This is a genomic window from Sideroxydans sp. (genome assembly GCF_054604835.1).
Genome location: NZ_JBTSFG010000001.1, coordinates 639,351 through 652,111 on the forward strand (window position 1 = coordinate 639,351; position 12,761 = coordinate 652,111).

Here is a 12,761-nt window from a genome sequence, read left to right on the forward strand (position 1 = left end):
CAAGATGAACCTTCCTTTCTCACGACGCACATTGTGGCTGATGCTACTGGCACTGGTCGTCATCTGGTTCGGCAATCTGGAATACCGCAAGTTGATCAAGCCGGACGAAGGGCGCTATGCCGAGATCCCGCGCGAGATGGTGGCGAGCGGGGATTGGGTCACGCCGCATCTGAACGACTTCAAATATTTCGAGAAGCCGCCGCTGCAATACTGGGCCACGGCGGTCGCCTACGAGGTGTTCGGCGAACATCAATGGAGCTCGCGCCTGTGGACCGCGCTGACCGGTTTCCTCGGCATCCTGCTTACCGGTTTCGTCGGCATGCGCCTGTTCGGGCGCACAGCGGGACTATATGCCGCACTGATCCTTGGCAGCAGCACACTCTATGTATTGATGGCGCATGTGAACACCCTGGATATGGGGGTGACCTTCTTCATCACGCTCGGCATCTTCTCGTTGTTGCTGGCACAGCATGAACCGGCCATCCCTATCAGGCGAAACTGGATGATGCTGGCCTGGGCCGCCATGGCACTGGCGGTATTGAGCAAGGGACTGATGGGCTTGATCCTGCCAGGCGCGGCGCTGTTCCTGTATTCGGTGTTCAATCGGGATGTGTCCATCTGGCTGCGCATGCACTGGATCAGCGGCCTGCTGGCTTTCTTCGCGGTCGCAGCGCCCTGGTTCGTGCTGGTGATGCAGGCGAATCCCGAGTTCTTTCAGTTCTTCTTCATCCATGAGCACTTCGAGCGCTTTCTGACCAAGGTGCATGCCCGTTACCAGCCCTGGCATTACTTCGTGCCGATATTGCTGTTCGGCATGCTGCCATGGACGGTGCTGATGTTTGATGCCGTGCTGCGTACCTGGCGCGAAACGGCGTCACAGGCGAGGCACTTCAGCGCCGAGCGCTTCCTGCTGGTGTGGGTGGTGTTCGTGTATGTGTTCTTCTCGATCTCCAGCTCCAAGTTGCCGTCCTATCTGCTGCCGATGTTCCCAGCACTGGCCTTGCTGATGGGTAAACAGATCGCGGAGATGTCCTCACGTCGCTTGTTCTGGATGATCGCGCCGGTATTGCCGATATTGCTGGTCTTGCTGTTCGGATTGGGGCCGCTGGTCGACCAGCAGTCGGAGAATCAGGTACAGCATGAGATGTATTCCGCCTACGCAGACTGGCTGATAGGCGCCGCCTCGATCTGGCTGGTGGGGACGGTTGCCGCGCTGTACGGTATCCGGCGCAACAAAACAGGAGCCTCGCTTGCGGTTCTGTCACTGGCTTCGCTGCTCGCTGCACAGATCGGCATCACCGGCTACAACACCATCGCGCGCGAACGCTCCGGCTACCCGATTGCAGAAGCGATTGCAGCGCAGATCAAACCGGATGTGCCGTTCTATTCGATACAGAATTACGAACAGACGCTGCCGTTCTACCTGAAACGCACCTTCATACTGGTCGACTTCAAGGACGAGATGGCGTTCGGCATCGGGCAGGAGCCGCACAAGTGGATACCCGACATCGCCACGTTCGCGCAGCGTTGGCTGGATGACAAGGAAGCCTATGCGATCATGCCGCTGAGTGTGTTGCCCGAACTGAAGAAGAAAGGCCTGCCCATGAAAGAGATATTCCGTGACCATCAGCTCGTGGTAGTGATCAAACCATGAGCCTGCTCAACTTCAGTCTCATCTTCATCGGCGTGATGCTCAACGCCGCCGCGCAGATCCTGATGAAAGCCGGCACCAATGCCATCGGTCATTTCGAATTCAGCATGGCCAACATCTTGCCGGTAGGATGGAAGCTGGCGACCGAGTGGCACATCGTCACCGCGCTGTTCTGCTATGGCATCAGCGTGGTGGTGTGGATCCTTGCGCTGTCGCGTGTGCCGGTCAGCATCGCCTTTCCCATGTTATCCATGGCTTATGTGGTGAATGCCGTCGCGGCCAAGTACCTGCTGGGTGAGGACTTCAACGTCACCAAACTGGTCGGCATGGGTGTGATCATCATCGGCGTCATCATCATTTCGAGAGCGTAAGCATGTCCGAATTCCTACCCTTTACCAAACCCTACATCGACGAAGCGACCATCGCCGCCGTCGGCGATGTGCTGCGCTCCGGCTGGATCACTTCCGGCCCCAAGGTGCAGGCATTCGAGAAAGCGCTCTCTGAATATTTCGGCGGACGTCCTGTGCGCACCTTCAACTCCGGCACCTGCACCATGGAGATCGCCCTGCGCATCGCGGGTATCGGCCCCGGCGACGAAGTCATCACCACCCCCATCTCCTGGGTGGCGACAGCCAACGTCATCCTCGAAGTCGGCGCGACGCCGGTGTTCGCGGACATCGACCCGGTCACGCGCAACATCGATCTGGACAAGATCGAGGCCGCCATCACGCCGCGTACGAAAGCCATCATCCCGGTCGATCTGTCCGGCCTGCCTGTGGACAGGGACCGTCTGTACGCGCTGGCGGCCAAGCACAAACTGCGCGTGGTGGAAGATGCCGCGCAGGCCATAGCTTCGAAGTGGGGGGGCAAGCGCATCGGCAGCTTCGGAGATTTCGTTTCCTTCAGCTTCCAGGCCAACAAGAACCTCACCACCACCGAGGGCGGTTGTCTGGTACTGAACAATGAGGAAGAGGCTCGTTTGGCAGAGAAGTACCGCCTGCAGGGTGTGACGCGTACCGGCTTCGACGGCATGGACGTGGACGTGCTGGGCGGTAAGTTCAACATGACAGACGTTGCCGCCGTGATCGGGCTGAACCAGCTGGCACAGCTGGATGGCATCACTGCACGCCGCCATGTTTTGGCCAGACATTACTTCGAGACCTTCGGTACGGACTTCGAACAGCAGACGGGCGCGCAATTGCCGTTGGCGAATTTCGGGAATAGCAACTGGCATATGTTCCAGCTGGTATTGCCGCAAGGAACGAACCGTGCAGACTTCATGAAGGTGATGAAGGAACAGCACAACCTCGGTTGCGGCGTACATTACCCGCCCATCCACCTGTTCCAGATGTACCGTGAACGCGGCTTCAAGGAGGGCATGTTCCCGGTCGCCGAGAGTGTTGGAAGCCGTATCGTCACATTGCCCCTGTTCCCGCGGATGAGCGAGACGGATGTGGAGCGGGTGGTTGAGGCGGTGCGGAAAACACTGCCGATTTAGTGCAATTCACCTCATTGCGGTAGAATGCCGCCCCTATGAGCGCTATCCAACTTTCGGTCGTCATTCCCGTCTACAACGAGGAGCAGGGGCTGCAAGCCTTGTTCGACCGGCTCTATCCGGCGTTGGACAAGCTGGCGATCCCGTATGAAGTCATCTTCGTCAACGACGGCAGCCGCGATCGTTCTGCCGCCATCCTTCGCGAGCAGTTCCAGAAACGCCCCGATGTGACCCGTGTGGTGCTGTTCAACGGCAACTTCGGCCAACACATGGCCATCATGGCCGGCTTCGAGCAGAGCAGGGGCGCGCGCGTGGTGACGCTGGATGCCGACCTGCAGAACCCGCCCGAGGACACCCACCTGCTGCTGGCCAAAATGGACGAGGGGCACGATTACGTCGGTTCCATCCGTCGCCAGCGCAACGACAGTTGGTGGCGTCATGTTGCCTCGCGCGCCATGAACGGTCTGCGCGAGAAGATCACCCGCATCAAGATGACCGACCAGGGCTGCATGTTCCGCGCCTACGACCGAAACATCATCGACGCCATCAACAGCTGCAAGGAAGTCAGCACCTTCATCCCTGCGCTGGCCTACAGTTTCGCGCGCAATCCGGCCGAGGTGGTGGTGGGACACGAAGAGCGCACCGCTGGCGAATCCAAGTATTCGATGTACAGTCTGATCCGCCTCAACTTCGACCTGATGACCAGCTTCTCGCTGGTACCGTTGCAGATATTCTCCATGCTGGGCATGCTGATCTCGCTGGGTTCAGGTCTGTTCTTCGTCTTCCTGGTAATCCGTCGCCTGATCATCGGGCCCGAGGCGGAAGGCTTGTTCACCCTGTTCGCGCTGATGTTCTTCCTGATCGGTATCGCGCTGTTCGGTATCGGCTTGCTGGGTGAATACATCGGCCGTATCTACCAGCAGGTGCGCCATAGGCCGCGCTATCTGGTTGAAGCCGTGCTGGAAAAGTCAGACGAGAAACCCAAACGCGCACGCAAACCCAAGGCAGGGGCCGCACCGAGCGACCTGTTCGCGGACGGCGAAGAATGAGTCGTGCGGTCGTCTTTGCGTACCACAACGTCGGCTTCCGTTGCCTGAACGTATTGCTCGCGCACGGCGTGGACGTGGCGCTGGTGGTGACACACCGCGACAATCCCAATGAGAACATCTGGTTCGACAGCGTGCAGAAGCTGGCCGAGTTGCACGGCATCCCGACCATCACGCCGGACAATCCCAATACGCCTGAAGTGATTGCGCAGATCGCTGCCTTGCAGCCTGACTTCTATTTCTCTTTCTACTACCGCGAGATGCTGAAGCCGGAACTGTTGGCGATACCCGAGCAGGGCGCTTTGAACATGCACGGTTCCCTGTTGCCGAAATACCGGGGCCGGGTGCCGGTGAACTGGGCCATCATCCATGGCGAGACCGAGACCGGCGCCACGCTGCACTACATGACCGAGAAACCGGACAACGGCGACATCGTGGCGCAGCAGGCTGTGCCCATCCTGCCCGACGATACGGCGCATGAGGTGTTCCAGAAGGTGACGGTCGCGGCCGAGATGGCACTGAACGGCGTTTTGCCGGCGTTGCTGGCCGGGACTGCGCCGCGCGTGAAGCAGGATCTGAGCAAAGGTGCCTATTTCGGCGGACGCAAACCGCAGGATGGCGAAATCGACTGGGCACAGAGCGCCCAAAACATTCATAATCTCGTCCGCGCCGTGGCACCGCCGTATCCGGGGGCGACCACGACACTGATGGGCAAGCCCATGCGCATCCTGCAGAGCCTGATGGTGCAGGGCACTACCAGTGGAAAAGCAGCGTTCTACGTGTGCGATGGCAAGGCTTATGCGCGATGCGGCGCAGGCACGCTACAAGTAGTGCGTTTCGAGCTGGACGGCAGCGAGATGACTGCACAAGATTTCGCCGAGAGATTCGGCACCGAAAAATTTGAATTCAATCGTTGAGGCTATAAAAATGAAGAAAGTCCTGATCCTGGGTGTGAACGGTTTCATCGGTCACCATCTGTCCAACCGCATTCTCGAGACCACCGACTGGGAAGTCTACGGTATGGATATGAGCACCGACCGCATCTCCGACCTGATCGGCAAGCCGCGCTTCCACTTCTTCGAAGGCGACATCACCATCAACAAGGAATGGGTCGAGTACCACGTCAAGAAGTGCGACGTGATCCTGCCACTGGTCGCCATCGCTACACCGGCCACCTATGTGAAGCAGCCCTTGCGCGTGTTCGAGCTGGACTTCGAAGCCAACCTGCCCATCGTGCGCGCCGCCGTGAAGTACAACAAACATCTGGTGTTCCCGTCCACTTCCGAAGTCTACGGCATGTGCCACGACGAGGAATTCGACCCGGAGAATTCTGAGCTGGTGTGCGGCCCGATCAACAAGCCGCGCTGGATCTATTCCAACTCCAAGCAGCTCATGGATCGCGTGATCTGGGGCTACGGCATGGAAGGCCTGAACTTCACGCTGTTCCGTCCGTTCAACTGGATCGGCGCCGGTCTGGATTCGATCAATACCCCGAAGGAAGGCAGCTCGCGCGTGGTGACCCAGTTCCTCGGTCACATCATCCGTGGCAATAACATCAGCCTGGTCGACGGCGGCCATCAGAAACGTGCCTTCACCTACATCGACGATGGTATTGATGCGCTGATGAAGATCATCGAGAACAAGAACGGCATCGCCACCGGCAAGATCTACAACATCGGCAACCCGACCAACAACTACGCCATCCGCGACTTGGCCGACATGATGCTGAAGCTGGCGAACGAGTACCCCGAGTACAGCGAATCCGCCAAGAAGGTGAAGATCGTCGAAACCACCTCCGACGCCTACTACGGCAAGGGCTATCAGGACGTTCAGAACCGCGTACCCAAGATCACTAATACCTGCGAAGAGCTGGGCTGGAAACCGACCACCACCATGGCCGACACCCTGCGCAAGATCTTCGACGCTTATCGCACGCAGATCGCAGAAGCGAAGGGCTTGGTGGATTAATCGCAGTTTCAGGATGCAAGGGAAGCGGAGCAAGGGGAGACCCGTGGCTCCGCTTTTTATTTAACCATGCTTAGATTTCTCTGATCCAAATGAAACAACTCGCCCTCAAGATCGACGTCGACACCTACCGCGGTACGCGTGAAGGCGTGCCGCGTCTGGTCGAAGTCCTGCAACGCCACCACGCGCAAGCCAGCTTCTATTTCTCATTGGGCCCGGACCATACCGGTCGCGCCATCAAACGCGTGTTCCGTCCAGGCTTCATGAAGAAAGTCTCACGCACTTCGGTCCTTGAACACTACGGCTTCAAGACCCTGATGTACGGTACCTTGCTGCCCGGTCCGGACATCGGCAAGAAGTGTGCGGACATCATGCGTGCGGTGCGCGCTGCAGGTTTTGAGGTCGGTATCCATTGCTACGATCACATACGCTGGCAGGATCATGTGGCCGGCAAGGATGCCGCGTGGACGGAACGCGAGGTCCAACGTGCTGTGGAACGTTACACCGAGATATTTGGCGAGCCACCGAAAGCCCATGCCGCTGCAGGCTGGCAGACCAACCGCTACGCATTGCGCCAGACCCAGCGGCTGGGCTTAGCCTACAGTTCCGATACGCGAGGCACCCATCCCTTCATACCGACCTGGGATGCGGAGATCATCGCCTGCCCGCAGTTGCCGACCACCCTGCCAACACTGGATGAATTGATCGGCCGCGACGGCATCACACTCGAGAACGTCGCAGATCACTTGTTGAAACTGACCCAGACGCCGACCGCCACCAGCCATGTCTACACGCTGCATGCCGAACTTGAAGGTCAGAAGTGGATGCCGATATTCGAGCAACTGCTGCAGGGCTGGCAGCAGCAGGGCTATGAACTGGTGTCCATGCAGCAATATCTGCAGGGACTGGATATCTCCGATCTGCCGCGCCACGAGGTGACGATGGGTAGCATCGAAGGACGCAGCGGCACGCTGGCGATACAAAGCTAAAGAATCTTCTCGAATTGTCGTAAACTTCACTGCAAGCGTACCCAGGGGAGGGCATATGCCAGAGCAGAAAACCGACAAACTTAGTGCCAGAATCGCATTCCTGACTCAGGCCGATATTCCCGTCCTCAAACAGACCGCGCGCGAACTTGATACCTTGCGCGAAGACGCGAACAAGCTCAGCGCGCGCAACGTAGCCAACGCCATCTCCGGTGATCCGATGTTGACCGTCAAACTGTTGCGTTACCTGCAGCAGCACAAACGCATCAGCCAAACCAGTGAAGTCATGCAGATCGAGCAAGCGCTGTTGATGCTGGGTGTCGAGGCGTTCTACAACAAAGTGCCTCCCAACCCTCTGGTACAAGATGCTTTGAAAGGGCAGACGGAAGCGCTGGTACATTTGCTGCATGTCGTGCATCGCTCGCATCGTGCTGCCGAATATGCGTTCGACTGGGCGGTTCGATTGAACGACCTGCATTACGAAGAGGTGCGCATCGCTGCCCTGCTGCATGATCTGTCGGAGATGCTGATGTGGATCTATGCGCCGGTAGACATGCTCAAGATATACGCCATGCAGAAACAGGACAAATCCCTGCGCAGCAAGGCGGTACAGGAACAAGTGCTGGGCTTCAATCTGCACGACCTGCAGAAGACACTGGTCAAGGAGTGGAATCTGCCCCAGTTGCTGCTGATCCTGATGGACGATGAGAACGCGAACAAGATACGCGTGCGCAACGTGGTGCTGGCGGTCAATCTCGCGCGCCATTCCGCCAACGGATGGGACGATGCCGCCTTGCCGGACGACTACAAGGCACTGGGGGAACTGTTGCGCATCCCCGCCACCGATGCGATGGCGTTGGTCAGTCCGGACGAAGGCAATTCCTGCGACCTGAGTAAACCACACTGACATCAATGATCAAGCCGGTCCTCCGCCTCCGGCAAAAGATGTTTCGGCGGCAATATTGCAGGGGATTTGATGCTATGGGTATCGATCTCGGTAAGCTGCATCTGTTTCCAAATGTCTTACTGCTTTCATCCGCAGTAGCACTATCGTTGCGCCTTCTTCCTGATCATTCGAATGGGTGTACATCGTGAGTGATACTTCCCAAACGCTACGTACCGAACTCGATGCCGCACGGGGCACCATCGCGGCATTGCAGAAGCAGATCACGGAGCTGAGTGCTCAACATAAAAATGATACCGTCCCGCAAGTAGACCTCGATATTGCACTCAAGCAGATCGAGCAAGTACGTCAGGAATGGATGGCTGCACTGGATGCAATCGACGATCCTGTTTTCGTGCATGACAAGGAGTTTCGTATCCTGCGAGCGAACCGGGCCTATCAGCAGCGCACCGGTCTGCCATTCAAAGGATTCATCGGTCGTCCCTATTACGAAGTCTTCCCGAAAGCGCCCGGTCCTTTGCCCGGTTGTCTGCATGCGCTGGAGGCAGGTGCGGATGGCGAGGAAGAGGAGGTCATCGCCGGGGGGCGCACCTATCGCTCGCGCGCCTTCCCCGTGCACGACCTGCAGGGTGAGTACCTGTACAGCGTGCACACCATGGAGGACGTGACCGAACGCAAACACATGGAGAACCGGTTGCGCGAGAACTGGGAATTGCTGCTGGCCTTCATCGCGCACTCCCCGATCTATACCTTCATCAAGGAAGTAGGCCCTGCTGAAAGCAAAGTGCTGGCTGCCAGCGAGAACTATGTAGACATGATCGGTATCACCGGCAGTCAGATGACTGGCAAAACCATGCCTGAACTTTTCCCTGCGGAGTTCGCGGAGAAGATGACCGCGGATGACTGGCGCACAGTCAGCAGCAATGAGGTGCTGCATCTGGACGAGGAGTTGAACGGCCGCAGTTACATGAGCATCAAGTTCCCGATCCCGCTAGGTGGCAGGACCTATCTGGCGGGCTATACCATCGATATCACCGAGCGCAAGCAGCATGAGATCGCCATGCAGCGTGCCAACCGGGCCTTGCGCACCATCAGTGCGGGCAACCAGGCGCTGATTCATGCGACCGATGAAGGAAGCCTGTTGCAGGTGATGTGCGAAGTCTCGGTCCAGTTTGGAGGTTACTGCTTGGCGTGGATAGGCTATGCGCGCGACGATGACGACAAGACGATCGCGCAGATGGCGCAATACGGCAGCGAGAAAGGATGGCCGAACCCGTCGCCCCTGACATGGAACGAAGAGAAGCATGAATCCTGCCCGGCAGGTCTTGCCATCCTCAGTGGAACGCCAAAGATAGTACAAGACATCCTGAACGATGCCGATCTGGGATCCTGGCACGAGAATGCGCGGCAATACGGTTACGCCTCCTGTATCGCACTGCCCTTGATGGATGGAGATAGAGCTTTCGGCACATTGGTGCTATTCGACGAGAAGGTGAATGTCTTCGATGCGAGCGAGATCCAGCTACTGGAGGAGATGGCGGGCGACCTGGCCTTCGGCATCCTCACTCTGCGTATCAAGGCGGACCACCGAGAACATGAGCAGCACCTGCAGCGCAACATGCTGAAGACGGTCGAGGCCATCGCCAGCATCGTCGAGATGCGCGATCCCTATACATCGGGTCATCAGCGCAGGGTCGCCGAACTCGCCGAGGCGATTGCAAAGAAGATGGGCATGTCCAGGGAAGAGGGGCTGGCGATCCGGCTTGCCGGCATCGTGCATGATCTGGGCAAGATCAAGATCCCGGCCGAGATCCTGAGCAAGCCGGGGCGCCTGAACGATATGGAATACAACTTCATCAAGATGCATCCGCAAGCCGGTTACGAGATCCTGAAGGAGATAGATTTTTCCTGGCCGATCGCCCAGATGGTCCATCAGCACCATGAACGCATGGATGGCTCCGGATACCCGCTGGGCATCAAGGGAGACGAATTCCTGCCCGGTTCGCGCATACTGGCCGTGGCCGATGTGATGGAAGCCATGTCTTCGCACCGGCCCTATCGGCCCGGACTGGGCATCGAGGCGGCGCTGGAAGAATTGCAGAACGGACGCGGTACCCATTTCGACACACAAGTGGTGGATGCCTGCACCGCATTGTTCAGGGAGGATGGATATGAATTACCCCAATAACCCCATGCCCTGGCGACTGGAATGGAGTCAGGAACTCAGTGTGCACATCCCCGAGATCGATGCCGAACACAAACACTTCATCGAACTCATCAATGCCCTGAACGAAGCCATCGCGGAGCGCATGTCGCTGAGCGAGGTGCGCAAACGCATGCAGGATGTGCTGGATGATGCCGTCGCCCATTTCGACCACGAGGAGGTCTTGTTCATCGAATGGGGTTACCCGGAAGCCGAACAGCATGCGCGTGAACATGCTGCGGCTGCTGAGATCTTTGTAACGATCATGAAGCGCATAGAAAAAAGCGAGCAGGATTACGAGTGGGTCGAGGCGGGGCTACAGGTCAAACAGCTTCTGGTGGCGCACCTGCTGAACGAAGACATGAAATACCGGGATTACTGGCTCGCGCAAAACAACGGCCAGGCGCCGCTCAAACAGGGCTGAAGCGCACTTTCGAATCGATATTCGCCAGCACGCGTTCGTACAGGTCCACCGCCAAGCAATCCACCTCCATGTTCTCGGGCATGCTGCGTAACCAGGTGAGCTGTCGCTTGGCCAGTTGCCGCGTCGCCGCGATGCCTTTTTCCATCAAACCTGCTTCATCGATCTCGCCTTCCAGATACTCCCAGGCCTGACGGTAACCGACGCAACGCATCGAGGTCATCTCGCGCTGCAGTGGATATTTGCCACGCAAACTGCGCAATTCATCTACCAGTCCTTCGCTCAGCATCTTCTCGAAGCGAGAGGCGATCCGGTCATGCAACACAGAACGATCAGAGGGGATGAGGGCGATGGACAGGAGGTCGTAGGGGAGCGGTTCCTGTTCCTGCTGCTTGATCAGTTCCGACATCGGCTTGCCCGAAGCGCGATAGATCTCCATCGCGCGCTGCACGCGCTGCGTGTCGGTGCTGTGCAAACGCGCGGCAGTCTCGGCATCTACCTCGGCCAGTTTGGCGTGCAGCGCTTCGATGCCGTGCTGTGCGATTTCGGCATCCAGCTCGGCACGCAAAACAGCGTCGGCCTGCGGCAAGGGACTCAATCCCTCGCGCAGCGCCTTGTAGTACAGCATGGTGCCGCCCACCAGCAGCGGCACTTTGCCGCGCGCGGTGATGTCGGCCATCAGGTGTAGCGCATCCTTGCGGAAGGCGGCGGCGGAATAAGCTTCGGTCGGATCTATGATGTCGATGAGGTGATGCGGTGCACGGGCGAGGGTGGCGGCATCCGGCTTGGCTGTGCCGATGTCCATGTCGCGGAACACCAGCGCGGAATCGACGCTGATCAGTTCGATCGGCAGCTGCTGCGCCAGTTCCACCGCCACGCCGGTCTTGCCGCTGGCAGTGGGACCCATCAGGAAGATGGCCGGCGGGCGGATGTTCATTGCACGCGACAGCGGCAGGCGTTCAACGATCTGCCAGTTTCAGGCGACGCTGGCGCACACCTTCAGCCAGCATGTCCAGCACACGCACGGTGTCATCCCAGCCTATGCAGCCATCGGTGATGGAGACGCCTTTGGCAAGCGTCTTGCCGGGCAGCAGATCCTGCCTGCCTGCATTGAGGTTGGATTCGATCATCACGCCGCAGATGCGCTCTTCGCCATTCGCCAGCTGGGCGGTGCAGTCCTGCGCCACTTCGACCTGACGTTGATATTCCTTGCGGCTGTTGGCGTGCGAGAAGTCGACCATCACGCGTGCCGCCAATCCGGCGTTGGCCAGTTCCTTGCCGGCCGCGTCGATGGAAGCGGCATCATAGTTGGGCTGTTTGCCGCCGCGCAGGATCACATGGCAATCCTCGTTACCATTGGTAGAGAAGATGGCCGTATGGCCAGCCTTGGTGACCGACAGGAAATGGTGCGGGCTGGCGGCTGCTTTGATCGCGTCCACCGCGATGCGCAGGTTGCCGTCGGTACCGTTCTTGAAACCGATGGGGCAGGAGATGCCCGAAGCCAGTTCGCGGTGCACCTGCGACTCGGTGGTGCGCGCGCCGATGGCCCCCCAGGAGATCAGGTCGGCCGTGTATTGCGGTGTGACCACATCCAGAAACTCGGTGGCGCAGGGCAAGCCCAGTTCATTGAGCTCCCACAACAACTTGCGTGCCATATGCAGGCCTTCGTTGATCTTGAAGCTGCCGTCCAGATGCGGATCGTTGATCAAGCCTTTCCAGCCCACCGTCGTGCGCGGCTTCTCGAAATACACGCGCATCAGGATCACCAGATCGGCCTCGTGTCGCTTGGCCTCTTCCTTCAGCTTGGCCGCATATTCCATCGCCGACTCGGTATCGTGGATCGAGCACGGCCCAACCACCACCAGCAAACGGTCTTCCGCGCCATGCAGGATGCGATGGATCGCTGCGCGAGCGTTGTAGGTGGTTTCAGCAGCGCTATCGGTGACCGGGAATTCGCGCAGCAGATGACTGGGCGGGGTGAGTTCTTTGATCTCTTTGATGCGAACGTCGTCGACGATATGTTTCATAGCAATAGACTGCAGTTGTGGCCGGAAAGGTGCGCATTATGCCTGTTCTTGCGGCTTCACGGA

At 58.4% G+C, this 12,761-nt stretch carries 12 protein-coding genes; 10 read left to right on the forward strand and 2 right to left on the reverse strand.

All coding sequences use genetic code 11. The features are described 5' to 3' along the window. Positions 1-40 precede the first annotated feature (40 nt). The 10 genes from ACYCZ5_RS03075 to ACYCZ5_RS03120 all read left to right on the forward strand — a co-directional run bounded on the left by ACYCZ5_RS03075 (position 41) and on the right by ACYCZ5_RS03120 (position 10,674). Positions 41-1,654, forward strand: coding sequence for a glycosyltransferase family 39 protein (locus ACYCZ5_RS03075; RefSeq protein ID WP_461543290.1), 1,614 nt, complete (start codon positions 41-43; stop codon positions 1,652-1,654). Further along, positions 1,651-2,022, forward strand: coding sequence for an EamA family transporter (locus ACYCZ5_RS03080; RefSeq protein ID WP_461543291.1), 372 nt, complete (start codon positions 1,651-1,653; stop codon positions 2,020-2,022). Before ACYCZ5_RS03075 ends, ACYCZ5_RS03080 begins: the two co-directional genes overlap by 4 nt. 2 nt (positions 2,023-2,024) lie before the next feature. Then, positions 2,025-3,149, forward strand: coding sequence for a DegT/DnrJ/EryC1/StrS family aminotransferase (locus ACYCZ5_RS03085; protein WP_461543292.1), 1,125 nt, complete (start codon positions 2,025-2,027; stop codon positions 3,147-3,149). 35 nt (positions 3,150-3,184) lie between these two features. Next, positions 3,185-4,195, forward strand: a complete 1,011-nt coding sequence (locus tag ACYCZ5_RS03090) for a glycosyltransferase (protein WP_461543293.1) — start codon at positions 3,185-3,187, stop codon at positions 4,193-4,195. Then, on the forward strand, positions 4,192-5,109 hold the full coding sequence (locus ACYCZ5_RS03095; RefSeq protein WP_461543294.1) for a formyltransferase: 918 nt from the start codon (positions 4,192-4,194) through the stop codon (positions 5,107-5,109). Before ACYCZ5_RS03090 ends, ACYCZ5_RS03095 begins: the two co-directional genes overlap by 4 nt. 10 nt (positions 5,110-5,119) lie before the next feature. Continuing rightward, entirely contained in the window at positions 5,120-6,160 is a 1,041-nt protein-coding gene (locus tag ACYCZ5_RS03100; RefSeq protein ID WP_461543295.1) for a bifunctional UDP-4-keto-pentose/UDP-xylose synthase, read from the forward strand. A gap of 89 nt (positions 6,161-6,249) precedes the next feature. Continuing rightward, complete coding sequence (locus tag ACYCZ5_RS03105) at positions 6,250-7,146, forward strand: polysaccharide deacetylase family protein (protein ID WP_461543296.1); 897 nt, start codon at positions 6,250-6,252, stop codon at positions 7,144-7,146. Positions 7,147-7,201: 55 nt separating this feature from the next. Continuing rightward, entirely contained in the window at positions 7,202-8,050 is an 849-nt protein-coding gene (locus ACYCZ5_RS03110; protein WP_461543297.1) for an HDOD domain-containing protein, read from the forward strand. 184 nt (positions 8,051-8,234) lie between these two features. Beyond that, entirely contained in the window at positions 8,235-10,235 is a 2,001-nt protein-coding gene (locus tag ACYCZ5_RS03115) for an HD domain-containing phosphohydrolase (protein ID WP_461543298.1), read from the forward strand. Then, the gene (locus tag ACYCZ5_RS03120; RefSeq protein WP_461543299.1) at positions 10,219-10,674 is read left to right on the forward strand and encodes a bacteriohemerythrin; all 456 of its coding nucleotides are present in this window, start codon (positions 10,219-10,221) and stop codon (positions 10,672-10,674) included. Before ACYCZ5_RS03115 ends, ACYCZ5_RS03120 begins: the two co-directional genes overlap by 17 nt. Here the strand turns inward: ACYCZ5_RS03120 and miaA are convergent. Further along, positions 10,661-11,608: a tRNA (adenosine(37)-N6)-dimethylallyltransferase MiaA gene (miaA, locus tag ACYCZ5_RS03125; protein ID WP_461543300.1), complete on the reverse strand. Its 948-nt coding sequence runs from the start codon at positions 11,606-11,608 to the stop codon at positions 10,661-10,663. The genes ACYCZ5_RS03120 and miaA overlap by 14 nt on opposite strands. Positions 11,609-11,630: 22 nt before the next feature. Then, positions 11,631-12,698: a 3-deoxy-7-phosphoheptulonate synthase AroG gene (gene aroG / locus ACYCZ5_RS03130; RefSeq protein ID WP_461543301.1), complete on the reverse strand. Its 1,068-nt coding sequence runs from the start codon at positions 12,696-12,698 to the stop codon at positions 11,631-11,633. Positions 12,699-12,761 lie beyond the last annotated feature (63 nt).

What these genes read in the sequence shown, in the direction of transcription:
- ACYCZ5_RS03075 (WP_461543290.1), top strand. Translation starts at nt 41, where the DNA reads ATGCTACTGGCACTGGTCGTCATCTGGTTCGGCAATCTGGAATACCGC.
- ACYCZ5_RS03080 (WP_461543291.1), top strand. Translation starts at nt 1,651, where the DNA reads ATGAGCCTGCTCAACTTCAGTCTCATCTTCATCGGCGTGATGCTCAAC.
- ACYCZ5_RS03085 (WP_461543292.1), top strand. Translation starts at nt 2,025, where the DNA reads ATGTCCGAATTCCTACCCTTTACCAAACCCTACATCGACGAAGCGACC.
- ACYCZ5_RS03090 (WP_461543293.1), top strand. Translation starts at nt 3,185, where the DNA reads ATGAGCGCTATCCAACTTTCGGTCGTCATTCCCGTCTACAACGAGGAG.
- ACYCZ5_RS03095 (WP_461543294.1), top strand. Translation starts at nt 4,192, where the DNA reads ATGAGTCGTGCGGTCGTCTTTGCGTACCACAACGTCGGCTTCCGTTGC.
- ACYCZ5_RS03100 (WP_461543295.1), top strand. Translation starts at nt 5,120, where the DNA reads ATGAAGAAAGTCCTGATCCTGGGTGTGAACGGTTTCATCGGTCACCAT.
- ACYCZ5_RS03105 (WP_461543296.1), top strand. Translation starts at nt 6,250, where the DNA reads ATGAAACAACTCGCCCTCAAGATCGACGTCGACACCTACCGCGGTACG.
- ACYCZ5_RS03110 (WP_461543297.1), top strand. Translation starts at nt 7,202, where the DNA reads ATGCCAGAGCAGAAAACCGACAAACTTAGTGCCAGAATCGCATTCCTG.
- ACYCZ5_RS03120 (WP_461543299.1), top strand. Translation starts at nt 10,219, where the DNA reads ATGAATTACCCCAATAACCCCATGCCCTGGCGACTGGAATGGAGTCAG.
- miaA (WP_461543300.1), bottom strand. Translation starts at nt 11,608, where the DNA reads ATGAACATCCGCCCGCCGGCCATCTTCCTGATGGGTCCCACTGCCAGC.
- aroG (WP_461543301.1), bottom strand. Translation starts at nt 12,698, where the DNA reads ATGAAACATATCGTCGACGACGTTCGCATCAAAGAGATCAAAGAACTC.